Origin of the sequence: Enterococcus devriesei, from assembly GCF_001885905.1 — a bacterium.
GTDB classification, from domain to species: Bacteria; Bacillota; Bacilli; order Lactobacillales; family Enterococcaceae; genus Enterococcus_A; species Enterococcus_A devriesei.
The window spans coordinates 1-21939 of record NZ_JXKM01000012.1 but is presented as its reverse complement, the minus strand read 5'-3'; the positions used below and the strand labels follow the sequence as shown (position 1 = coordinate 21939).

Sequence of the window (21939 nt, the reverse complement as noted above, 5' to 3'; positions counted from 1 at the left end):
CTTAGTTAACATTAGGATTTTCATTAAGAAACAAGAGGAGACGCGAGGGTGTCTCCTTTTTTGAGCCTATTTTTTGCCTTTTGTTGAAAGCGCATTCTATGATGGAAGGATAGAGAGGTGGAGAATATGGAAAAACGATTCGAAAATCAGTTTATTGGCGGAGTTTGGCAGCGAGGAAATGACTCAGAGCATGTAAATGAAGATCAGAATCCCTATACACAAGAAACGATTCTGAAGATCCAAGGTGCGAGCTCGGAAGATGTTGATGCAGCCTATCAAGCGGCTCAAAAAGCACAAAAAGAATGGATGGCTAAAACACCGCAAGAGCGTAGCACGGTCATGGAAAAAGCGGCGGCACTAATCGAGGAGCAGCAGGCTGAAATCATTGAGTGGCTGATCAAAGAAGGTGGCGCCACGAAGATTAAGTCCGGGCTGGAGGTCAGTTTAGCAAAAGGGATCACCGAGGAAGCTGCCAGCTTTCCGATGCGATTAGAAGGCCAGCTTTTACCTACCAATACGCCAGGAGAGGAAAGTTTTGTGACCCATCGTCCCGTTGGGGTAATCGGGATCATTAGTCCATGGAATTTTCCCTTTCACTTGACGATGCGTTCCTTAGCGCCTGCGCTAGCTGCGGGAAATGGTGTGGTGATCAAGCCAGCTAGTGACAGCCCGGTAACTGGTGGACTGCTGCCAGCTAGAATTTTTGAAGAAGCCGGTGTTCCGAAAGGTTTGGTCAATGTAACTGTCGGCAGCGGTAGTGAAATCGGGGACTATTTCGTCGGTCATCCGATTCCTGGTTTTATTTCCTTCACGGGTTCAACGCCAGTCGGTAAAAACATTGTCAGTCAGGCCATGAGTGGTGAAAGAATCAAACAGGTTGCTTTGGAATTAGGCGGGAACTCGCCGTTTATTGTATTGGAAGACGCAGATCTTGAAGAGGCCGCTCATGCATTAGTCGTAAGTAAATTCATGCATTCAGGCCAAATTTGCATGGCTGCCAATCGAGCAATTGTGGTTGATGCAGTCTTTGATGAATTTGTTCAAAAAGTAGTAGCGCGAGTCAAGGCGTTAGTCACGGGAAATCCTGCAGAGGAAAGTACAATCGTTGGACCAATTATTAATCAAAAGCAAACAGATCAGATTCAAAAAATCATTCAAACAGCACAGCAAGCTGGTGCTAAATTTTTAGTCGAAGGAAAGATCAATGAGCAATTAGTGGAACCTTTTGTATTAGTATCAGAAGATGCGGCGTTAGAAATTTTCCACGAAGAAATTTTTGGTCCAGTTCTGCCAATTTTGAAAGTCAAAGATACGGAGGCTGCGATCAAAGCTGCTAATGATACAGAATACGGCTTATCTAGTGCATTGTTCACGAAGGATTTAGACAAAGGAAGAACCGTGGCTAATCGGATCGAGGCAGGGATGTGTCATATCAACGGCTTGACCGTGGATGATCAACCCAACGCACCTTTTGGTGGAGAAAAAAATTCTGGGATCGGACGCTTCAATGGGCAGTGGGTCTTAGAAGAATTTACTCGGGTTCAATGGGTGACGACGAAATCAGGAAAAGGTCAGTATCCATTTTAAAGAATGTAAAACTAAGGGGACGAAAGAACGATTTATTGGTTCTTTCGTGCTCTTTTTTTATGTAATAGCCAAGATTACTAAAAAAAACAGTAAAGTCTTACTTACATAAAGAACAGACAAATAATGGGACTCCTGTTAAAATGAGTGAAGAATTACAGTACCAAGTTGCATAATAAGTAGTGAAAAACCAGAATGCAATGTTTGGTTTTTACTGGTATTCAAGTGTTTTTGAAGCTTGCTTCTTTTTTTTTGTGAAAAATTGTATTAATCAGTATCAAGTTGCATAAAAAACACTGAATTATTTGGGAACAAAGAAGCTATCAATGTAAGCGTTTTTAGTTTAAATTGAGGATGTAAAGAGGGATGACAATGAATTTAGAAGAACGAACCAATCAAATTTTTGTTGAGCTGATCAACAACCCCCAGATTACTAGCAAGATGTTATGTAAAAAATTTGATTTGACGCGAGGCCAATTGAATTACGCCTTGAAGAAAATCAATGATTCGTTGTTGGATGAGAAGCTGAGTGAGATTAAGCGTACGAAAAATGGTCATTTTCTAATTGCTAATGAAATTCTTTCAATCTATAAGGGTGGTGATGAGGCGTTAGGAGAGGCGACAGAGGATTATGTCTTTTCAAGTAAAGAACGCGCAGCTTTGATCCAGCTGATGTTACTGAGTAAAGAGGATTATTTATCTTTGAATCATTTCATTGATGAATTGAAAGTCAGCCGTAATACGGTTCTACGAGATTTAAAGGAAGTGACGCAAGCGATTCAGGGCTATGAGCTGGATTTGAAATACACCCGTCAGAAAGGCTATTTCATTCATGGTGATGAGTGGAACAAACGCAATTTACTGTCGGACTTATTGAACAATTTAGCGACGACCTATAATGGAATCCAGTTGATTATTCAGTTTGCCAACATAGATGCCCAGCAGATTCAGACCTTTAACAAACGGGTAGAACTGGTTGAGGAAGAACTGGAAGTTCAGTTTACGGATGAACGCTTAAAGACGTTGCCATTATTGATTATTTTGATGATTCGGCGGGCACAGCGAGGGAAGTTGATTTCTTACAGCTTTAAGATCAATTATCGCGAACTGACCGATACGAAGGAATATTTAGCAGCGGATCGCGTGATTTGGGATGTCGATGGCTTAAGTGAAAATGAGCGAGTCTACCTGACAATGCTGCTGCTGACGACGAACTTGTCGCGAGGCGATATTCTTTCCGTTAAAGAGATCAATAAAATGAAGGAAGCACTGGAAGGCGTCATCGCTAATTTTGAAAAAATCGCCGGTGTGAGTTTGGAAGACAAAGAAAAACTGTTAGATCGTCTGCTGGTCCACATGCGGCCGGCCTACTATCGAATCAAGTATCATTTGAATCTGCAAACGAAGTTTTATCAGGAGAACAAGGATGCCAATCTTTTTTCACTCTTTTATCTAGTGAAAGAAGCCAGTGGTCCGTTGGAACGATTTTTTGAGCAACCGATTCCGGATACCGAATTATTTTTTATTTCCTTGTTTATCGGCAGTCATATCGTAGAAAGCAGTGAGATCATTCATCCAGAAAATCGTAAACGAGCGATTATCGTGTGTCCGAATGGTATCTCAATCGCGGTCTTGTTGGAGAATACGTTGAAAAATCTATTGCCGGAAATTGATTTTGTCGCAACCATGTCAGCACGGGAATTTTATCGTACAGAGCATGAAACGGAATTTATTTTTTCGGCAGTACCGCTAAAGACAGAGAAAAAAGTCTTTGTAGTTAGTAACTTTTTATCTGAACAAGAAAAGCGCCAACTAAGAGAACGGGTCTTACGTTCTACAGCAATTGTCCAATCCGAGATTGTGACGCCAGAAAAGATTTTAGCGGTGGTAAAGAAACATGCTGAGATTATCGACGAAGCAAGTTTTTACGAAGAGCTATTGGATTTATTCGCACCGAAAGAGTCGAAGATCTTAGAAAAGAAGCGGCCACATTTGATTGACTTGTTAAAAGGAGAAACGATCCAAATCTTTGAAGAGGCGATCAGCTGGAACGACGTCTTAGATGCGTTGGCTATACCGCTGGAGCGCCAGCAAATCATTACAGAAGATTATATTCAAGCACTGAAAAAAGAAATGCCGTCGTTGCCGCCGTATACGGTTTTAAGAAATAAAATCGCCTTGCCTCATACGGTATCAGAAGCGGGGGCAATCGGTGTGGGAATCAGTTTAGGGATTGTAAAAAAAGGCATACCAACTGAAGATGGCGGAAAAATTCATACGGTAATCTTGCTAGCTTCGAATGACAAGGAGGAGCATTTAGATTTGATTTTTGAAATGATGAGCCTGGCAGGAGAAGAACAGTTGGTAGCTATGGAAGAGGCAAAAACAAAGGAAGACATTCGTAAAGCGTTGAAGAAATTCAACGATGACTATTGGAGGGCGAAATGATGGGAGAAACGACACTAAGTTCGTATGTGAAGGCACCATTGGTTTTCACACAGGAAAATTTTTCTTCCCGAGATGAGCTATTTGAGCAGATTGCTGCCAAAGCTTCAGATCTTGGTTGGGTGCGGGAAGACTTTTTAGAACGAATTAGAAAACGAGAAGCGACTTTTCCAACCGGAATTCAGTTAGTGAATTTTGGTGCGGCGATTCCACATACAGATGCCGAGTGCATCTTAGAAGAATTCGTTGCGGTGATTACCTTGCAAGACCCAGTGAGTTTTTACAGCATGGAGGACAATAATCAACAAGTCAAAGCACAGATCATCTTTGTCTTAGGACTAAATCAACCCCATGCGCAACTGGAAATGTTGCAATCTTTGATGGGACTTTTACAAAATGAAGCCGTTTTAGCAGAGCTATTATTGGCAACAACAGAAACTGAATTAATCACGATCATCGAAAAAAACCAGTTATAGTTGAACCACTTTTTTAACTGAAAGAAAAATACACTAAAGAGAAAAAGGATTTCAGTCCAACTTTTCGCAGTTAACTAAATAACAAAAAAGAAAAAGGAGATATTTATCATGAAAAAAATTCGCGTATTAGTAGCTTGTGGAGCAGGAATTGCAACATCAACGGTGGTAATGAAAAAAGTCGAGGATCTATTTGCTAGAAATCAAATGCCAGTGGAAATTATGCAGATCAAAATTTCCGAAGCAGCCTCTAAACAAGATGAAGCAGACATGTTGATCTCAACGACGATGTTGCCGACTGAGTATAAGATTCCAGCAATCAAGGCGATGGCGTTTTTGACAGGAATCGGTGCGGATAAAGTGGAAGCACAAATTATTGAAGCCGCAAAGGCTATTCAATAAACGAGTAATTTCTCACGTTTAACGTGGGAAATTGCGGCTTAAAAACAGGTTCAAAAAAATTAATTTATAGCATAGGAGGAAAAATGTATGGATGGTTTAATGGATGTGGTACAGAGTATTTTAGGTGCCGGACCCAGTGTGATGTTGCCGATCATTATTTTTATCGTTGGACTCATTTTTAGAGTGTCAGTCAAAAAAGCAATTATTTCGGGGATTACAGTAGGGATTGGAATGATCGGGATCAACTTGGTCATTACCGTCTTGACCACCAATGTTGGTCCCGCTGCGCAGGCGATGGTTGAGCGATTCGGTTTGAATCTAACGATCATTGATGCTGGCTGGCCAGCAGTCTCAGCCGGGACTTGGGCGCAACCAATCGCGGCTGTGATGATTCCAGTGATTTTAATCGTGAATTTAATTATGTTGGCGTTGAACCGGACCAAAACATTAAATATCGATATCTGGAACTACTGGCATGTTAGTTCTGTGGCAGCAACTGGTTATATTGTAACAAAAAGTTTTTTCTTTGGCATCCTGTGCGGGATCTTGTTTACGATCATCATCCAAATCATCGCTGACAAAACCGCACCAAAAGTCCAAGAATATTATGGTTTAGAAGGGATCAGTATCACGACTGGGTCAGCGCAAGGATACGCCATTTTAGCATTACCAGTTGGTTGGTTAGTAGATAAAATCCCTGGTATCAATAAATTAGATGTAAAACCAGAAACGATTCAAAAACGCTTTGGTATTTTCGGCGAACCGATGATCATGGGGATTATTATCGGGATGTTCTTAGGTTTATTAGGGGGCTACGATCTGATTGGCATTCTGCAAATCGGAATGAACATGGGTGGTGTGATGTTCTTAATGCCACGGATGGTTAAAATCTTGATGGAAGGTTTGATTCCGATCCAAGAAGGCGCGCAAAAACTGCTACAAAGTCGTTACGGCGATCGCGAAATCTATCTAGGAATGGATGCCGCTTTAGCAACAGGTTCCCCGGCGGCCTTATCTACAGGTCTGTTGATGGTACCGATCACTTTATTCTTAGCGGTCATTTTACCAGGAAACCGTGTCTTACCTTTTGGTGACTTAGCAACAATTCCATTCTTCGCAGCGTTGGTGGTGCCAAGTCGTAAGGGAAATATTTTACACTCAGTTATTTCATTGACCGTCGTTATGGCAGCAGCGTTATTGATGGCAACGAACTTTGCGCCAGTTATTACGGAAATGGCTCAAGGAATCGTCAAATTCCCAGAAGGCGCTGCTGAAATCACCAACTTAGATACCGGCGGAAACTTCTTAAAATGGATCTTCTTGAAATTCTCAGAATTAGTTGCACAAGTAATGTAGGGGGCTTATTGAAATGAGTAAAATGATGAAGGGCGTCTCGAAACAAGCGCCCGGTTATGACCAAATGGAATTTATCGACTTACCAGTACCAGAGGCAGCAGACGACAAAGTACTAATCAAAGTTGCGTATACCGGTATCTGTGGGTCAGACATCCATACCTTTAAAGGTGAATATAAAAATCCAACGACACCGGTTGTCTTAGGTCATGAATTTTCTGGTGAAGTCGTTGAAGTCGGAGAAAAGGTCACAAAAGTCAAAGTAGGCGATCGAGTAACTAGCGAAACAACGTTCTATGTCTGTGGCGAATGTGATTACTGTAAAGAAAAACAATACAATTTATGTCCTCATCGTAAAGGAATTGGTACGCAGCAAAATGGTAGTATGGCAAATTATGTCTTAGCTCGCGAAGAAAGTATCCATCTTTTACCGGATCATTTAAGTTTTGAAGGTGCGGCTATGAGTGAACCCTTGGCTTGTTGTGTTCATGCGATGTATCAGAAGAGTCACTTGGAATTACGGGATACGATCATTATCATGGGGCCTGGACCAATCGGCTTGTTTTTACTGCAGATCGCTAAGGAAATCGGTGCCTTCGTTATTATGACTGGGATAACAAAAGATGCCCATCGTTTGGAATTGGCAAAGAAACTCGGTGCGGATATCATTGTGGATACAATGAAGGAAGATTTAGCAGCGGTGGTCAACGAAGTGACCGATGGCTACGGCGTCGATAAAGTTTATGATGCTTCGGGTGCCGTGCCGGCAGTTAACGCTAGCCTGCCGTTGATTCGGAAGCAAGGTCAATTCGTACAAGTCGGGCTTTTTGCCAACAAAATGGTGGATCTTGATACGGAGTCGATCATTCAACGTGAGATCCAATACATTGGCAGCCGCTCACAAAATCCTTATGATTGGCCGATCGCGATTCATTTATTGGCTAAAGGTGCGATTAATATCGATGAGATGATTACGAAAAAATACCCGTTGGAAGAATGGCGGACAGCCTTTGATAAAGTGATGGAAGGCAACGAGATCAAAGTCATGATTGAGTCGAATCCGGGAGAATTTTAAAAGTAAGGAAAGAGATTGGGACAGAAGTGTTCAACTTATTTCCGAAGAAGCTACTTCTGTTCCACTGTTTATACGTGAATAGGAACTGAGACAAATGAATGTCCCAGTTCCTTTTTTGTTGCAATTTTTTTTCGGTACAAGTATCGACTAAATAAATCAAAAATTATTTTTGAACGTTTAAAAAAATAAAAAAGGTACGCATTTGCCTGAAAACTTTCGTTAATACTAATGAAGAGAAAAAAGGCGGTGACGACTATGCAGGAACATCCATTTACAGCGAAGCAGTTATTTAGCTTAAAGCCCCAAACGTTGGAAAAAAGAATTACGTTGTATTACCAAGTCAGCAAAAATAAAAACTGCGTGATCAAGCTGGTTCGTGTATTGCAGATTCGTGACCAATTAGGGAAAGAAGCGCTTAAGACCCCGTGCCGCGAATTGATTCGTACACTTTATATAGATGCACCCACAAGCAGTATGAAACGCTATTTTTACTATTTCCGAGAGTATTTTTCCTTGGCAGAATGGGCATTGTTACTGCTACACATTTTTAGCAAGCAGCTAGTGTTTCGTAATTGGAAAACAGTAATCATTCAAAAAATTTATCGAGAAATAAGGTATTATGGGACCGTTCCGTAAATCGTTAAAAATAACGAAACATCGTTATTTTAAGTATCTGCGCGAAAAAGAAACCGTTTACTATTCTTAACATTCAAGCTAGACTAAAAGAAAAATTGGATAGGAGGATAGCCAATGGAGTTAGATAATCGCAGTGTACAAATTTTACAAGCGGTGGCCTCAACAGTAAAGATATCTTCAAAGGAACTCTTAGAAAAGTATGCTTTGACCCGGAATCAATTGGATTATGCAGTGAAGAAAATCAATGAATACCTCCGTGGGAATCAATACCCGCCAATTATTCGATCACGGAATGGCAGCTTTATTGTCGATACGAAGGTTGTGGATGCCTTTTCCGGAATCATGAATAATGAAAGTCAGCTGAAGGCAGATGAGACTAGTTATTTGGATGAGGAGCATCGCTTACTAGTTATTTTACTATTGATTTTTTCAGCGGACTATCTTTCTCTTTACCATTTTTCAGAGAGTTTGGAAGTGAGTAAGAATACGATTATTTCTGACATCAAAAAGTTGAAGCAGCAATTAAGAAAATACAAACTGACGATTGATTATTCTCGAAAGGAAGGCTATTATTTCCGTGGAAATGAAGAAATTATTCGTGGACTGATCTTAGGAGTGACGGATCAGGTGATGGAGTCTATCTATAATCGGGTAATTTTTGAAAAGTACTTATCGGTTGCTTCAGTAGAGGTGAATCATCAGCGGGATGTCTTACAACAAGTCGAGGCTGAGCTACATGTACAATACACAGATAATCGTATCCAAACAGCTCCTTATTTTTTGGTCTTACTGAATCGGCGAGTTCAAAACCGACATTACATTGAGCAGCGTTTTGGACTTTTAGCTAAGGAAATCATGGATACCAACGAATATGCTGCGATCGTTAAAGTACTGGCAGGTCAAAAGAAACTGCCTAAATCGTATACGGAGCATCTTTACTTATGTTTGTATATGCTTTCTCTAAAGATCACTGACTTAAGTAATACTTTCTCTCTTAATACAGATGCTTTACGGAAGCAGATTGAAGCTTTTATTACGGTTTTAGAAAAGAATACAATCATCCAATTAAACGATAAGACACAGTTGATTGAGAATCTAGCACTGCATTTGACTCCGGCCTATTATCGGATCCGTTATGGTTTGACTTCGGATTATACGATAACGGATATGGTGAAGCATCAACTGGACCCGCTGTTCTTTATCGTAAAATCATCCATTGCTCCCTTGGAAGAATTTTTTGAAGAACGGATTCCGAATGACGAGATTTATTTAATTACGATGTTTATCGGAGCCTACATGCAAAAGGAGAAGCCCATTAATTTGGATAATACGGTGGTCAAGGCGGCGGTCGTTTGTCCCAATGGCATCATCAGCTCGAAATTATTGGAAAACACCCTAGATAATTGGTTTCCGATGATTCATTTTGTCAGCTCTTTTTCGATTAGAGAGTTTTATGAAAAGGAACGAGAACTAGATGTCCAACTGATTTTTTCGACGAATCCTTTAGAGACCCAGCTTCCCGTAATCGTAGTAGGGAATGATCTTTCCAGTATGAATAAGACGTTGATTGTAAATGAAGTCATTCAGTTGATTTACAAAATCGACAGCTATAAATTGCAGCCAGATCATATTTTGGCGATTGTTAAAAAGCATTTACCAATGGATACAGAGATTGAAGAAAAGATTCGTAAAGAATTGATGATCTCCTACAACTCAATTTTTCAGATTCAGGATCAAGAGGTATTGACTAATGAAATGAAATTGAACTTAGCCGATGTCGTAAACGCAGAGAGTATCTTGATTTTAGACGAGGCGTTGGATTGGCCCCAGGTATTGCGGCTAACGACAGAAAATCTAATTGAGCGAGGGATCGTTGAACCAGGCTATTTGGCCCAGCTTGAAGCGCAATTTCCTGAAGTAACGCCAAGTATTTTATTAGGAAATCGAATCGTCATCCCTCACACTGTTCCAGAGCATGGCGCTCGGAGTTTAGGTATGTGCTTTGCGAAGATTACTCAAGGCTTTGTCAGTCAAAACCAGCGATATTACTATGTGGTGGTTATTTCCGCGACTGATCGCAAGCAGCATATCCAACCAATGATGCAGTTGCTGAAAATCGCCAGCGATCCTAAAATAATTGAACGATTGGATCAAGCGAAAAACAAGCAAGCTATTTTAGCAATCATTGAGGAGAGCAAGAAAAAATAGAATCCATTAGGCGGTTGGGCCAGAAGTGTTCGGCTTATTTCCGAAGAAGCTACTTCTGGACCACTGTTTATCCGTAAAAAGAGTTGGGACTATATTAATGTCCCAGCTCTTTTTTTGCATAGAAAACAGGAGTTAAAAAGCTTGTGTAATCAATGTTTTCAGCAAGTCATCCAAGTGTTCCGGAATCGGTTCAGTAAAAAATGAGTTCAAAAGAAATTTAAAAGAAAGCGGTTCCGTGCTATCTTTTGATTAGCAAGAAGCAATAAAGAGATAGAGTAGGAGGGATAGAGTGATCAAACGCGAGTTGCTTTTTAGCAAGTTAAAACCACAAGATTACCAAGAAATGATTACTTTTCTAGGAACCCGCATGGAGGAACTGGGCTATGTTAAAGAGACCTATGTTTCAGCGGTACTGGAAAGGGAAAAAGGCTTTCCCACGGGATTAAAAATGGGTGATTATGGAATCGCGATTCCCCATACGGATCGCATTCATGTTCATCAGTCGGTCTTAGCGATCGCCACCTTAAAAGAACCGATTGCTGTTCATTCCATGATTGACCCGACGGAAGTGGTTCCTGTTTCATTGGTTATCTTGATGGCGGTTGAAGACCCAGATGGGCAAGTGAAAATGTTGAGTAAATTAATGGGCTTATTTCAAGATGTCGAGACGTTAAAGAGATTGGAGAAGGCGAAGTCAGCTACTGAGATGTACGAGATTGTTGCAAAAATGGAATTAGAAAGTGTCTAAAAGGAGGAAATGGAAATGAGAAATTATCATGTTTTATCAGTTTGTGGGTCAGGAACCGTGACGTCATCCATGGTGGCGGAGAAATTAAGAGAAACGTTGGAGGAGAAGGGCTATGCAGTAGCGACGACAGAAGCAAACCCTAATGAGGCACTATCATTAGCGAAAACCGGCAAGTTTGATTTTATCACCTATACGAGCCCTTTACCTGACGGTGATTATGGCATCCCAGTTGTGAATGCAATCGGCTTTTTGACTGGTTTCGGCGAAGATGAATTTTTGGAAGAAGTAGATGGCGTACTAATGGCATTGGAAAAATAGGCATTTACTAAGTTGAAGAGGGTTCAATCGATTTTTCAAAAATAAAGACATTAAAACGAAAAAGGAGTAATGAGATGTTAGAAACCTTAAAAAGCGTGTTTGATACGTTTGGATCGGCAGTCTTTGTTCCGGTAATGATTTTTGTTGTGGCAAAAGTGTTAAAGGTTAAGACGCAAAAAGCTTTCTTGTCCGGCTTGTACGCAGGGGTGGGGCTGATGGGCTTCACATTGATCTTGAACTCATACACCCCGATTATTTCTAAAGTCGTTCAGCAAATGGTCGATCAAACGGGAATTAATTTACCAGCCTTCGATGTAGGGTGGCAGGCGACAGCTTTAGTGGCCTACTCGACCGAAGCCGGAATGATTTATCTAGTGATCGCCTTGGTATTACAAACAGTACTGTTCTTAGTGAAATGGACCAATGTTTTCCAACCATCGGACTTGTGGAACAATTATTCCTATATGGTGTGGGGGTCAATGGTGTATCTGGCAACTAGAAATATGATTTTAGCAGTTGGCTTGATGTGCTTGCTAAATATGTACAGTTTGTTGTTATCTGAAATGTTAGCTAGAAGATGGTCCAGTTATTATCATTATCCCAATTGTACGATTATTGCGATGCACAATATCGAGCCCGGAATTTTTGCGATGTTGATGGACCCGATTTGGAACATGCTTGGTCTGCATAAAGTTCGGTTGAACCCACAGGGATTGCAGAAAAAATTAGGCTTCTTGGGCGAACCGATTTCACTGGGCTTGTTCTTAGGGTTGTTTTTAGGAATTCTAGGAAATCTTAGCAATGTGACTGAATTATCTGCTTGGGGACAAATTACTGAAGTAGCAATCGCAACCAGCGCTGTGATGGCGATCTTCCCGAAAGTAGCGGGGATCTTCTCACAAGCCTTCAATCCGATTTCACAGGCGGCTAGTAAAAATGTAAGGGGCAATAACGAAGGCCGGGAATGGTATCTGGGCGTGAATGATGCTACTGGTTATGGTGAGCCAGCAACCTTGATTTCGGGGATCTTATTGATTCCGATTATGGTCTTTATCGCAATGATCTTGCCAGGCAACCAAACGTTACCGGTAGTGGATTTGCTAGCGATTCCTTACATGGTTCAAGCGTTAGTCTGCTTATCCAACGGTAATATCGCCAAGACGTTGATCAATGGTGTGATTTGGTTCAGCTTAGGATTGTATATGTGCTCTTATACGGCGCCAATGTTTACGGAAATTGCTCAAACAGTCGGTGTAACCTTACCAGCGGGTGCGTTGATGGTCACCAGTTTCAATATTTTAGGAAAACCAATCTTTGGTCTGATTTTCTTGGCCTTTTTAAGTCAAAATCCATTATGGATCGGTTTGACGATCCTTGCTTACTTTGTAGTTTACTTCTTGTTCCGCAAAAATAAAGAAGCCTTTTACGACTACATCGAACGCTCAGCAGCTAAGAATAATGGTGAAGTACCAGAAGCCAAGACAAAGGTAGCTTAATAAAATGGAGATGGAACGATGACAAAAAAGATGAAAGCAAGTGTGTTAGTAAAACCTGGCGTGTTGGAAGTGCAAGAAGTGGATATTCCCGAAATTGAGGCAAATGAAGTATTAGTCAAAGTAGCTTACGCGGGGATCTGTGGCTCAGATGTGCCCCGCGCAAACCTAGAAAATGGTGCAAGAATGTATCCGCTCATTTTAGGACATGAATTTAGTGGAACCGTTGATCGGGTAGGATCACAGATTACTAAAGTTCAAGTCGGAGACAAGATCGCAGTCGCACCATTGATCCCCGATCCTAATTCCGAATATACAAAAGAAGGATCATACGGGCTTAGTGATAATTATAACATAATTGGTACCGGCAGCAACGGCGCCTTCGCGGAATACGTTAAAGTTCCGGAAGAGCATTGTGTAGTGATGCCTGAAGATTTAGATCTATTGTCTGCGGCTGGGGTAGAACCAGCGACGATCAGTTGGCATGCCTTGCAGCGTTCAAACATGAAAGTAGGCGATACGGTAGCCGTTCTCGGCTGTGGACCAATCGGACAGTTCGCCATCCAGATCGCTAAAATATTTGGAGCGAAAAAAGTGATCGCCGTTGATATTTTTGATGAAAAATTGGCCTTGGCCCAAAAACTAGGAGCGGATGTAACGATCAATAGTCAAACACAAGACTTGGAAGCAGCCATCAAGGAAGAAACGGGTCTTGGTGTCCATGTAGTGATCGAAACGGCCGGCAGTAAATTTACTCAAAAACAAGCGCTATTAATCACTCGAAAACACGGGACCGTCGTATTGGTGGGGATTTCTCACCAAGATTTACCTTTATCTGAACAAGAGGCGGAACGAATTATGCGAGCGGAGTTAACCATCACCGGTTCATGGAATTCTTACACAGCGCCGTATCCCGGCCGTGCTTGGGAAGCGACGCTAGAGGAAATGTCTAAAAGCCGGATTAAATTCAAAGAGATGGTGAGTAATGAGATTTCATTAGCCGAGCTCAGTGATGTGTTGCCTAAAATGTTTAAGCGGGAAGTTGCCTACAACAAAATTGTCGTAGCTGTCAATCCCGAGTAAGGAGCCGAAATTATGTTAGAACAACTAAAAGAGGAAGTTTTCCAAGCGAATCTCGCTTTACCAAAACATGGATTAATCAAATATACTTGGGGCAATGTCAGTGCTTATGATCCTGAAACCCAATATTTTGTCATCAAGCCCAGTGGTGTCAGCTACGAAGAAATGACAGCGGCTGATATGGTAGTGGTTGATTTAGACAACAAAGTGATCGAAGGGAAAATGAATCCCTCATCAGATACACCGACCCATGCAGTTTTATACAAAGCTTTCCCAGAAATCGGCGGAATCGTCCATACCCATTCTACGTGGGCGGCGGCTTGGGCTCAATCAGGCCTAGACGTTCCAGCGATGGGAACGACTCATGCGGATACCTTTTACGGGTCAGTCCCCTGTGCGCGTTTTTTATCCCAATACGAGATCGACGAAGGTTATGAGCACGAGACCGGTAGCGTGATTGTTGAAACTTTCCGGGAAAGAGAATTGAAGCCGTTAGAGGTACCCGGTGTGCTGCTTCATGGTCATGGTCCCTTTACTTGGGGAAAAGATGCCCATAGTGCCGTCATGAATGCTGTAGTTTTAGAGGAAGTCTGCAAGATGAACTTGTTGACTCGCCAATTAAATAGCTTCGCGGAAGAACTGCCACAACGAGTGCTGGACAAGCATTATTTACGAAAACACGGTGCAAATGCCTATTATGGGCAAAAATAAGTGAAGCGAGCTGAGGTTGGGACAGAAGTGTTCAGCTTCAAGAAATTTCGGTTTATTTCCGAAGCAGCTACTTCTAGACTACCGTTTATCCGTAAAGCGGGGCTGGGATTATATTCGTTTTCCAGCTCTGGCAGGTATTAAATTAAAACAGAATTCAAAAAGGAGGATTCGTATGATCAGCGATTTGTTTATTTTGATTGGATTGGCTTTTTTTATCAAAGTCTTTTTTGATGGTGCCAAAAAATTGGTTATCGGGGCTGACGGTGATGTAGTAAAAACTAAAACATTCATGATTCATGGCGTGCTGGGCATCGCATTTATGATTGCTGCTCGTTTGCTCACGGTCCTCCTTTAATAGCTGAATGAAGGAGAGATAAAATGGCATTGCATGATATCACTCAGGCTCCTTTTATAACAGAAATATGCGAGGCGGCTAGTCAGTTGTGGTCCTATGGTTGGGCTGAACGTAACGGCGGCAATATTAGTTATCGGCTACCGTCAGAAGAAGTAAAGCAGTACTTAGACGTAACCCACGTAAAGCGAAAAGAGGCTTTAAATTTTACGATCGAATCGCTGGCAGGAGAAATCTTTTTAGTCACCGGTTCGGGAAAATACTTTAAGCATCTGCATAGAAATCCGGCGGCTAATTTGGCGCTGATTCGGGTCACTGAAGATGGTCAATATTATGAGCTGTTGTGGGGATTAGAGGGCGGCGATTTACCTACTAGTGAACTAGCTTCTCATTTGGAATGTCACAGGGTTCGTTTAGCACAAGATCCTCAGCATCGCGTGATTCTCCACACCCACGCAACCGCGATTTCGGCGATGACCTTCATCCATGAATTGGAGGATAAAAAATTTACTAAAACCTTGTGGCAAATGATCACGGAATGTTTGGTAGTCTTTCCTGACGGTGTAGCAGTGCTGCCTTGGATGGTAGCGGGAACCCAGCAGCTAGGAAAAAAATCGGCCGAAAAAATGAAAGATACCCGGATCGTTATCTGGGCGCATCATGGGATCATGGGCGCTGGTCAAACGATAGACGATGCTTTTGGGCTAGTGGAGACCGCAGAAAAAGCGGCGGCGATTTACTTGCAAATCTGTTCTACTAGGCAAGCAATTCGGCAAAGCATTACCGATCAGCAGTTGTGGGAGCTAGCGGATGCCTTTCAGGTTACACCTAGAGAAGGGATTCTAGCGCCGCGGGAGGTAGGTCATGAGTAAGGTATTAGTGATCGGCGATCCTTTTGTCTCAGCAGAAAACTTAGCAAAAGCAGCTGCAAAGTTAGCGATTGACCCGCCGATTGATATTTATCAGTTTGATTGGTGCCCTGAGTTGTCCCGATCTGAATTTAGAGAAATCATTAAAAAACTAGAGCGGAATGGTCCGTCAGGCTTCGATTTGCCAGCAGGCGTACTAGAGGTGCTACCACAAGTGGAGTATTTGCTAGTCCATTTGGCTCCAATCTCAGCAACAACGATTGCCAAAGCGGAGCGTTTGAAAATGATCGGCACTTGTCGCGGCGGATTGGAACATCTTGATCTAGCAGCGATTCGAGAAAAAAAGCATATTCCCATCATCAATGTTATTCGTAACGCGGAACCAGTCGCTGATTTTACGATTGGTTTAATGTATGCGACGGTTCGAAATATTGCGGCGGCGGCTATTCAAGTCAAGCAAGGCAAGTGGCCACAGAGTTTTGCGAATGACAGCTACAAATCCTCCTTCTCTAATATGAAGGTAGGCCTGGTCGGCTTGGGTCATATCGGAAAAATCGTGGCAAAAAGATTAAACGCCTTAGGAATGTCCGTTAGTGCTTTCGACCCATTTGCTAAACAAGCTGATCTAACTGCGGAAGGCTGCCTAGTAAATTTATGCAGTCTGGAAGAACTTTTCCAAAATTCTGATGTCGTCTCTTTGCATCTGCGAGTCGTTCCTGAGACAGAAAATTTAATAGATGCTTCTTTATTAAAGCTAATGAAGCCAAGTGCGTATCTAATCAATACGGCGCGACCAGAAATCTTGAATCAAAAGGATTTTATTGAGGTACTCCAGACTGGAAAAATTGCCGGTGCGGGGATCGATGTCATGTGGCAGGAGCCAATCGATCCAGATGATCCGCTGCTTTCATTGGATAACGTCGTAATCACATCCCATATCGCAGGAGATACCGTTGATGCGATCGAACGGTCGCCGCAGCTTTTACAAAGGACGATTAATCAGTATTTGGAAAAACCGTAGTTAAGAGAATCAAATCAAAATCTCAAGTCATTGAGTACTCAACAAAAAGAGGCATTGCATACTAAAAAGCTCACTTCTTGGAGGTATTGAAATAAAAACAGCGCAACGAGAAAATCCTCGTTGCGCTGTTTTTATTTCACATACGTCTCCAAAAATTCAGTGACTTTTTCCTGATACATAGCCGGATCAGTACTCAAGGCTTCGGCATGTTTCGCGCCGTGAACGACATATTTTTCTTTGGGTCCTTTGTTCGCTTCGTAGACTGTATCCAGCATTGAAAAGGGCACAAAGGCATCCTTGTCTCCATGAATGAAGAGCATCGGTTTCGTATTATTGTGGAGCTGCTTGACGGCATTGGCTTCACCAAAGAAGTAGCCTGCACGGATTTTTGTAATTAGACTGGTTACGGGAATCAATGGAAAGGCTGGCAAGTTGAACATATCCTTTAGCTGATAGCTCAGTTCATCTTTAGCAGAGCTATAGCCGCAATCCTCGACGAAGGCTTTGACATTTTCTGGCAGCTTTTCGCCGCTAGTCATCATGACTGTCGCTGCCCCCATGCTGACTCCGTGAAGGACGATTTCTGACTGGCTGTCACCCTTAACGATGCGATCGATCCATTGAAGATAGTCTTTTCTTTCGGGCCAGCCAAAGCCGATATAATCGCCTTCGCTCTTACCATGACCACGAGCATCGGGCATCAGGACATTATAGCCGAGGTCATGATAAATTTTAGCGTATTGCGGCATATCACTAGCTTGCCCCATATAGCCGTGAGCGATGATAGCGGTTTTGTGCTGATCTTTTTGTGCAGGTAAATAATAAGCGGATAATTTCAGTCCGTCTTTTGACTGCAGCTGCCATTCACTGCGGTTATTTTTATCGTTGAACCAGTCTTCGGCTGCGACCAATTCGGCTGATTTTTTCTCCGAGCTGTCAGATAAAAAATCCTTTTCTGTTGGAACGACGGCGTAAGAGTAAAAATAATTTCCGGCAGCAATTAAGGCGATAACTAATAGTAAGATGATTCCTAAGATAATTTTTGTTTTTTTATTCATTCCTTCACTCCTATAAACGTATCATAAGCAGTATAGAAAAATAATCTCGGAATGGCAAGTTCACAGCGAGTGTATTTACAGGAAAACTCTTTCGTGAGAAAATGTAGCAGAGTTTAAAGCAGGAGAGAATTAAATGACAAATAAAAAAATTACGATTAAAGATGTTGCGAAACAATCGGGAGTCTCAATCGCAACGGTTTCCCAGATTCTAAATGGAAATGACAGCAAATTCAGTCCTAAAACGGTAGAAAAAGTTTTAGCCGCGAAGCAGGCATTGAATTATGAGCCGGATTATTTTGCGCGCCGTATGATCATGAAAAAAAGTAAGACCATCGGTGTGCTAGTCCCAGATATTACGAACCCGTTTTTTAGTCGATTGATTCGCGGGATTGAAGGTGTATTGTATCGGGAAAATTTTGTGACTTTGTTATGTAATGCAGATCTGGACTCAAAAAAAGAGATTGATTATTTAGAAGAGTTGAGTCGTCGGGGCGTAGATGGTTATATTATTGCTAGTTCGGCGATCTCGAATCAAGCCATTAACGAAACGTTGCGAGCAAAAAATCTACCTTTTATCGTATTGGACCAAAAAAAAGCAGAAGGCTTCAGTGATGCGGTTCTGACAGATGATTATACTGGTGGGAGACTCGCAGGCGAGTACTTACAAGAGCTGGGACATCAAAAAGTTGCTGTGGTCTTACCTGAAGGTGCCACTGAAAACATTGCGACTCGATTGATTGGGTTTCGTGAAATTTTTCCTGAGATAACGTTGATTCACAGTGAGTTATCAAAGCAAGGCGGGCGTCAAGCTGCTAAAAAAATTATTGAGACAGATATAACTGGGATTTTTGCTATTAATGATGAACTGGCATTTGGGCTTTATTTAGGTTTAGCAGAAGCGGGCAAGAAAATTCCGCAAGATTATAGCGTGATCGGCTACGACAATATCGACATGTGTGAATACGTCACACCACAGTTAACGACGATTGCTCAGCCAATCTATGAGTTAGGTCAGACCACCGCAGAATTATTGTTAAAAAGAATCCAAGAACCTGAAAAAGACTGGGAAGAAAGAATGCTTTCGGTTCAACTAGTAAAACGTTTTTCAGCAGCACGCTTGAAATAGCTTTCAAGCTGTGCTATATTTTTGGTGTCGAATTAAAACGTTTTATTAAAACGTTTTAATCTTTTGTAAATTGAGTGAACTTTAAGACTACGAAACGGAGTGAACAAAATGAATACGATTACAGTAATTGGCAGTATCAACCTTGATCGGACGATCCGAGTGAAACAAATGCCCAAGCCTGGAGAGACGATGCATACGAAAGAAATTTTTTCAGCAGGTGGCGGAAAAGGTGCCAATCAAGCCGTAGCAGCGAAACGGGCGGAAGCGAAAACAAATTTCATCGGCGCAGTTGGCAACGATGAAGCAGGTGAAATGATGCTAGAGCTTTTGAAAGAAGAAGGTATCGGATTAGCTGGTGTAGAAACGTTAGAAAAGCAAGCGACCGGCCAAGCCTATATCATTGTTGATGATCAAGGGGAAAACAGCATTACGATTCATTCAGGTGCGAACAATACCTTTACCCCTGAGCATGTAGAAGAATATAAAGAGCTGATCGAAGCCAGTGATTTTGTGATCGCGCAATTTGAAAGCACCTTAGAAAGTACGATCAAAGCCTTCAAAATTGCCCGTAAAGCTAATGTAAAAACGATTTTAAACCCAGCTCCAGCCTTAGAAAAAGTACCGACTGAATTATTGGAAGTGACCGATATGATCGTTCCCAATGAAACAGAAACTGAAATTTTAACGGGAATCAAAGTAACCGATGAAGCCAGTCTAAAGGAGGCAGCAGATCAGCTGCATCAATTAGGAATCGAAGCCGTAATTATCACGATCGGCAGTAAAGGAGCCTTTTATGACGTAGCAGGTCACAGCGGAATCGTACCGGCCTTCAAAGTGCACGCAGTTGATACGACAGCTGCAGGCGATACCTTTATTGGTGCCTTGAGCAGTGTATTGAAAAACGATTTCAGCAACTTAGCTGAGGCTATTAAATTTGGAAATCAAGCATCTTCCTTAACCGTTCAACGCTTTGGTGCCCAACCATCGATCCCTTATAAAAACGAATTAGTGTAGAGAAAGGATTTTTTACTATGAAAAAAACGAAAGTCATCAACTCAGATATCTCACGGGTGATTGCCCAAATGGGTCACTTTGATCAATTAAGTATTGGAGATGCTGGCATGCCAGTTCCTAAGACGACAGAAAAAATCGATCTTGCCGTCGATAATGGTATTCCAAGTTTTATGGATGTTTTAAATAATGTTTTGGAAGAATTAGAAGTTCAACGAATTTATTTAGCGGAAGAAATCAAAACAGAGAATCCAGCTATGTTGAAAAAAATCCAAGACCGTTTGCCAGAAACACCCGTGACGTTTATTCCTCATAGCGAAATGAAAGCTAATCTAAAAGATAGTCATGCTTTTATTCGAACTGGAGAAATGACGCCTTACGCAAATATTCTATTGGAAAGCGGCGTTGTTTTTTAAGCAGGCTAAAAAGGAGGAAGTAACATGAATGCAACAGCAATTTTGATCGGTCTAGGACCGTTACTTGGTTGGGGTCTCTATCCTACCATCGCTTCAAAAATCGGTGGGCGACCAGTCAATCAAATTCTAGGCTCCACCATCGGTACCTTGATCTTCGCATTAATTTTTGCCATGATCAATGGTATGGGTCTGCCAGGTGGCATGGATCTAGTCTTCTCCATTCTCTCTGGTGTTGGTTGGGCGACGGCACAGATCATTACGTTCCAATCGTTTACCTTGATCGGCTCATCACGGGCGATGCCGATCACTACCGCTTTTCAACTGTTAGGCGCATCGCTTTGGGGCGTGTTCGCGCTAGGGAATTGGCCAGGAATGAGCGCTAAATTATTAGGTGGCTTCGCGTTGATCTTAATCATTTTAGGCGCGTGGATGACGGTCTGGACAGAGGAAAAGACGCAGGAAAAAGCGAGTATTTTGAAAAAGGCCGTCCTATTGTTAGCTGTCGGTGAAATTGGTTACTGGGCTTATTCAGCTGCTCCCCAAGCGACTTCGATCAACGGGATGCAGGCTTTCTTACCACAAGCGATTGGAATGCTACTAGTCGCTGTCGTTTACTCGGTATTTCTAGGCTTCAAAGATAAAGAAAAATCGGCCTTTACTGAAGTGGTTTCATATAAACATATATTTTCCGGCTTCTTCTTCGCCTTTGCGGCGTTGACCTATTTGATCTCTGCTCAACCAGATATGAATGGCTTAGCGACCGGCTTCATTTTATCGCAAACCTCGGTGGTACTAGCGACCTTGACGGGTATCTGGTTCTTAGGACAAAAGAAAACTAAAAAAGAAATGACCATTACGATTATCGGCTTAGTACTGATCTTAGCTGCTGCGGCGATTACTGTGATGATTTAAAAATAAGAAAAAGGCTGGGGGAAATCGATTCATGTAGCGATCCTCAAAAGTTAGACTTTTATGGAGTGGAGAAATCCACTTCTTTTTTCATGCAATAAAATAAGCATTAAGCACTGTTTGATATACCTTTCCAAATTGAACGGAGCTTCGCCAGTTCAATTTTTTTCAGCCATTCGTTATTGTAATAGTGGATATACTGATTAATTACCGTCTCAAGTTCATTCTAGCTACGATAGATTTCTTGTTTTAGAAGGCTAAAAAAGTTTTCCATAGGCGAATTATCTAAATAAATTCCCTTTCGAGACATGCTTTGAAAAATCTTATGTTGCTTCAATGTTTGACCATATACTTTCATTTGAAAAGCCCAATCACTCGTTAGCCAGATGGCATTTTTCAATCCATTCATTACAGCTATAGGAATAGGTTCTTCAGAGACTCTGTAAGAGAGAATTTCACTGTTGAATAAGTCCATAAAGGGGTCTAAGTAAGGCCTTTTCTGCCGAACGAGACCCTAGGTGTCTATTTCGAAATACTTAAATTCAGTAGTATCTGTTGTAATTTTTTGATGAGATGTTGAACTTTCTTTTTATTTACGTGAAATTCATATTTTTTCAGTTCGTTGGTCATCCGTACACAGCCATAGTTCTT

At 41.8% G+C, this 21939-nt stretch carries 21 protein-coding genes and 1 pseudogene; 20 read left to right on the top strand and 2 right to left on the bottom strand.

The genetic code is table 11. The features are described from left to right. Positions 1-126: 126 nt before the first annotated feature. The 16 genes from RV00_RS13305 to RV00_RS13230 all read left to right on the top strand — a co-directional run bounded on the left by RV00_RS13305 (position 127) and on the right by RV00_RS13230 (position 16768). Positions 127-1587 (top strand): aldehyde dehydrogenase family protein, encoded by a 1461-nt coding sequence (locus tag RV00_RS13305; protein WP_071863049.1) that lies wholly within the window; start codon positions 127-129, stop codon positions 1585-1587. A gap of 369 nt (positions 1588-1956) precedes the next feature. Beyond that, complete coding sequence (locus tag RV00_RS13300) at positions 1957-4032, top strand: BglG family transcription antiterminator (RefSeq protein ID WP_071863048.1); 2076 nt, start codon at positions 1957-1959, stop codon at positions 4030-4032. Next, positions 4032-4505: a PTS sugar transporter subunit IIA gene (locus RV00_RS13295; protein WP_071863047.1), complete on the top strand. Its 474-nt coding sequence runs from the start codon at positions 4032-4034 to the stop codon at positions 4503-4505. The genes RV00_RS13300 and RV00_RS13295 overlap by 1 nt, the downstream gene beginning before the upstream one ends. Positions 4506-4613: 108 nt before the next feature. Next, entirely contained in the window at positions 4614-4904 is a 291-nt protein-coding gene (locus tag RV00_RS13290; protein WP_071863046.1) for a PTS sugar transporter subunit IIB, read from the top strand. 87 nt (positions 4905-4991) lie between these two features. After that, positions 4992-6260, top strand: a complete 1269-nt coding sequence (locus RV00_RS13285; RefSeq protein ID WP_071863045.1) for a PTS galactitol transporter subunit IIC — start codon at positions 4992-4994, stop codon at positions 6258-6260. A 13-nt stretch (positions 6261-6273) separates the two neighbouring features. Further along, positions 6274-7332, top strand: a complete 1059-nt coding sequence (locus RV00_RS13280; protein ID WP_071863044.1) for a zinc-binding dehydrogenase — start codon at positions 6274-6276, stop codon at positions 7330-7332. Positions 7333-7587: 255 nt separating this feature from the next. Continuing rightward, complete coding sequence (locus RV00_RS13275) at positions 7588-7968, top strand: hypothetical protein (protein WP_071863043.1); 381 nt, start codon at positions 7588-7590, stop codon at positions 7966-7968. A gap of 114 nt (positions 7969-8082) precedes the next feature. Continuing rightward, positions 8083-10176 (top strand): BglG family transcription antiterminator, encoded by a 2094-nt coding sequence (locus RV00_RS13270; RefSeq protein ID WP_071863042.1) that lies wholly within the window; start codon positions 8083-8085, stop codon positions 10174-10176. 289 nt (positions 10177-10465) lie between these two features. Then, positions 10466-10924 (top strand): PTS sugar transporter subunit IIA, encoded by a 459-nt coding sequence (locus RV00_RS13265; RefSeq protein ID WP_071863041.1) that lies wholly within the window; start codon positions 10466-10468, stop codon positions 10922-10924. A 15-nt stretch (positions 10925-10939) separates the two neighbouring features. Continuing rightward, positions 10940-11242, top strand: a complete 303-nt coding sequence (locus RV00_RS13260) for a PTS sugar transporter subunit IIB (RefSeq protein ID WP_071863040.1) — start codon at positions 10940-10942, stop codon at positions 11240-11242. A 74-nt stretch (positions 11243-11316) separates the two neighbouring features. Continuing rightward, a complete protein-coding gene (locus tag RV00_RS13255) occupies positions 11317-12738 on the top strand; it encodes a PTS galactitol transporter subunit IIC (RefSeq protein ID WP_071863039.1) in 1422 nt (473 codons plus the stop codon). A gap of 18 nt (positions 12739-12756) precedes the next feature. Next, complete coding sequence (locus RV00_RS13250; RefSeq protein ID WP_071863038.1) at positions 12757-13818, top strand: galactitol-1-phosphate 5-dehydrogenase; 1062 nt, start codon at positions 12757-12759, stop codon at positions 13816-13818. A 12-nt stretch (positions 13819-13830) separates the two neighbouring features. Beyond that, positions 13831-14526 carry an L-ribulose-5-phosphate 4-epimerase gene (locus tag RV00_RS13245; RefSeq protein ID WP_071863037.1) on the top strand — a complete coding sequence of 232 codons (696 nt, stop codon included), beginning with the start codon at positions 13831-13833 and terminating at the stop codon, positions 14524-14526. A 172-nt stretch (positions 14527-14698) separates the two neighbouring features. Then, positions 14699-14881 carry a hypothetical protein gene (locus tag RV00_RS13240; protein WP_071863036.1) on the top strand — a complete coding sequence of 61 codons (183 nt, stop codon included), beginning with the start codon at positions 14699-14701 and terminating at the stop codon, positions 14879-14881. A 23-nt stretch (positions 14882-14904) separates the two neighbouring features. Continuing rightward, positions 14905-15750, top strand: a complete 846-nt coding sequence (rhaD, locus tag RV00_RS13235) for a rhamnulose-1-phosphate aldolase (protein WP_071863035.1) — start codon at positions 14905-14907, stop codon at positions 15748-15750. Next, positions 15743-16768, top strand: coding sequence for a 2-hydroxyacid dehydrogenase (locus tag RV00_RS13230; RefSeq protein WP_071863034.1), 1026 nt, complete (start codon positions 15743-15745; stop codon positions 16766-16768). Before rhaD ends, RV00_RS13230 begins: the two co-directional genes overlap by 8 nt. A gap of 131 nt (positions 16769-16899) precedes the next feature. On the opposite strand, the gene RV00_RS13225 is transcribed toward RV00_RS13230, so the two are convergent. Further along, on the bottom strand, positions 16900-17826 hold the full coding sequence (locus RV00_RS13225; protein WP_071863033.1) for an alpha/beta hydrolase: 927 nt from the start codon (positions 17824-17826) through the stop codon (positions 16900-16902). A 133-nt stretch (positions 17827-17959) separates the two neighbouring features. Here RV00_RS13225 and rbsR point away from each other — a divergent pair, with 133 nt between their 5' ends. The 4 genes from rbsR to rbsU all read left to right on the top strand — a co-directional run bounded on the left by rbsR (position 17960) and on the right by rbsU (position 21291). Further along, a complete protein-coding gene (gene rbsR, locus RV00_RS13220) occupies positions 17960-18952 on the top strand; it encodes a ribose utilization transcriptional repressor RbsR (RefSeq protein ID WP_071863032.1) in 993 nt (330 codons plus the stop codon). A 108-nt stretch (positions 18953-19060) separates the two neighbouring features. Beyond that, complete coding sequence (gene rbsK, locus RV00_RS13215) at positions 19061-19966, top strand: ribokinase (RefSeq protein WP_071863031.1); 906 nt, start codon at positions 19061-19063, stop codon at positions 19964-19966. A gap of 17 nt (positions 19967-19983) precedes the next feature. Then, a complete protein-coding gene (rbsD, locus tag RV00_RS13210) occupies positions 19984-20379 on the top strand; it encodes a D-ribose pyranase (RefSeq protein WP_071863030.1) in 396 nt (131 codons plus the stop codon). Positions 20380-20403: 24 nt separating this feature from the next. Further along, entirely contained in the window at positions 20404-21291 is an 888-nt protein-coding gene (gene rbsU / locus RV00_RS13205) for a ribose/proton symporter RbsU (RefSeq protein ID WP_071863029.1), read from the top strand. Between the two features lie 87 nt (positions 21292-21378). On the opposite strand, the pseudogene RV00_RS16715 reads toward rbsU, so the two are convergent. Continuing rightward, positions 21379-21939, bottom strand: a pseudogene (locus tag RV00_RS16715) (transposase); the annotation flags it as partial.

What these genes read in the sequence shown, in the direction of transcription:
- RV00_RS13305 (WP_071863049.1), top strand. Translation starts at nt 127, where the DNA reads ATGGAAAAACGATTCGAAAATCAGTTTATTGGCGGAGTTTGGCAGCGA.
- RV00_RS13300 (WP_071863048.1), top strand. Translation starts at nt 1,957, where the DNA reads ATGAATTTAGAAGAACGAACCAATCAAATTTTTGTTGAGCTGATCAAC.
- RV00_RS13295 (WP_071863047.1), top strand. Translation starts at nt 4,032, where the DNA reads ATGGGAGAAACGACACTAAGTTCGTATGTGAAGGCACCATTGGTTTTC.
- RV00_RS13290 (WP_071863046.1), top strand. Translation starts at nt 4,614, where the DNA reads ATGAAAAAAATTCGCGTATTAGTAGCTTGTGGAGCAGGAATTGCAACA.
- RV00_RS13285 (WP_071863045.1), top strand. Translation starts at nt 4,992, where the DNA reads ATGGATGGTTTAATGGATGTGGTACAGAGTATTTTAGGTGCCGGACCC.
- RV00_RS13280 (WP_071863044.1), top strand. Translation starts at nt 6,274, where the DNA reads ATGAGTAAAATGATGAAGGGCGTCTCGAAACAAGCGCCCGGTTATGAC.
- RV00_RS13275 (WP_071863043.1), top strand. Translation starts at nt 7,588, where the DNA reads ATGCAGGAACATCCATTTACAGCGAAGCAGTTATTTAGCTTAAAGCCC.
- RV00_RS13270 (WP_071863042.1), top strand. Translation starts at nt 8,083, where the DNA reads ATGGAGTTAGATAATCGCAGTGTACAAATTTTACAAGCGGTGGCCTCA.
- RV00_RS13260 (WP_071863040.1), top strand. Translation starts at nt 10,940, where the DNA reads ATGAGAAATTATCATGTTTTATCAGTTTGTGGGTCAGGAACCGTGACG.
- RV00_RS13255 (WP_071863039.1), top strand. Translation starts at nt 11,317, where the DNA reads ATGTTAGAAACCTTAAAAAGCGTGTTTGATACGTTTGGATCGGCAGTC.
- RV00_RS13250 (WP_071863038.1), top strand. Translation starts at nt 12,757, where the DNA reads ATGACAAAAAAGATGAAAGCAAGTGTGTTAGTAAAACCTGGCGTGTTG.
- RV00_RS13245 (WP_071863037.1), top strand. Translation starts at nt 13,831, where the DNA reads ATGTTAGAACAACTAAAAGAGGAAGTTTTCCAAGCGAATCTCGCTTTA.
- RV00_RS13240 (WP_071863036.1), top strand. Translation starts at nt 14,699, where the DNA reads ATGATCAGCGATTTGTTTATTTTGATTGGATTGGCTTTTTTTATCAAA.
- rhaD (WP_071863035.1), top strand. Translation starts at nt 14,905, where the DNA reads ATGGCATTGCATGATATCACTCAGGCTCCTTTTATAACAGAAATATGC.
- RV00_RS13230 (WP_071863034.1), top strand. Translation starts at nt 15,743, where the DNA reads ATGAGTAAGGTATTAGTGATCGGCGATCCTTTTGTCTCAGCAGAAAAC.
- RV00_RS13225 (WP_071863033.1), bottom strand. Translation starts at nt 17,826, where the DNA reads ATGAATAAAAAAACAAAAATTATCTTAGGAATCATCTTACTATTAGTT.
- rbsR (WP_071863032.1), top strand. Translation starts at nt 17,960, where the DNA reads ATGACAAATAAAAAAATTACGATTAAAGATGTTGCGAAACAATCGGGA.
- rbsK (WP_071863031.1), top strand. Translation starts at nt 19,061, where the DNA reads ATGAATACGATTACAGTAATTGGCAGTATCAACCTTGATCGGACGATC.
- rbsD (WP_071863030.1), top strand. Translation starts at nt 19,984, where the DNA reads ATGAAAAAAACGAAAGTCATCAACTCAGATATCTCACGGGTGATTGCC.
- rbsU (WP_071863029.1), top strand. Translation starts at nt 20,404, where the DNA reads ATGAATGCAACAGCAATTTTGATCGGTCTAGGACCGTTACTTGGTTGG.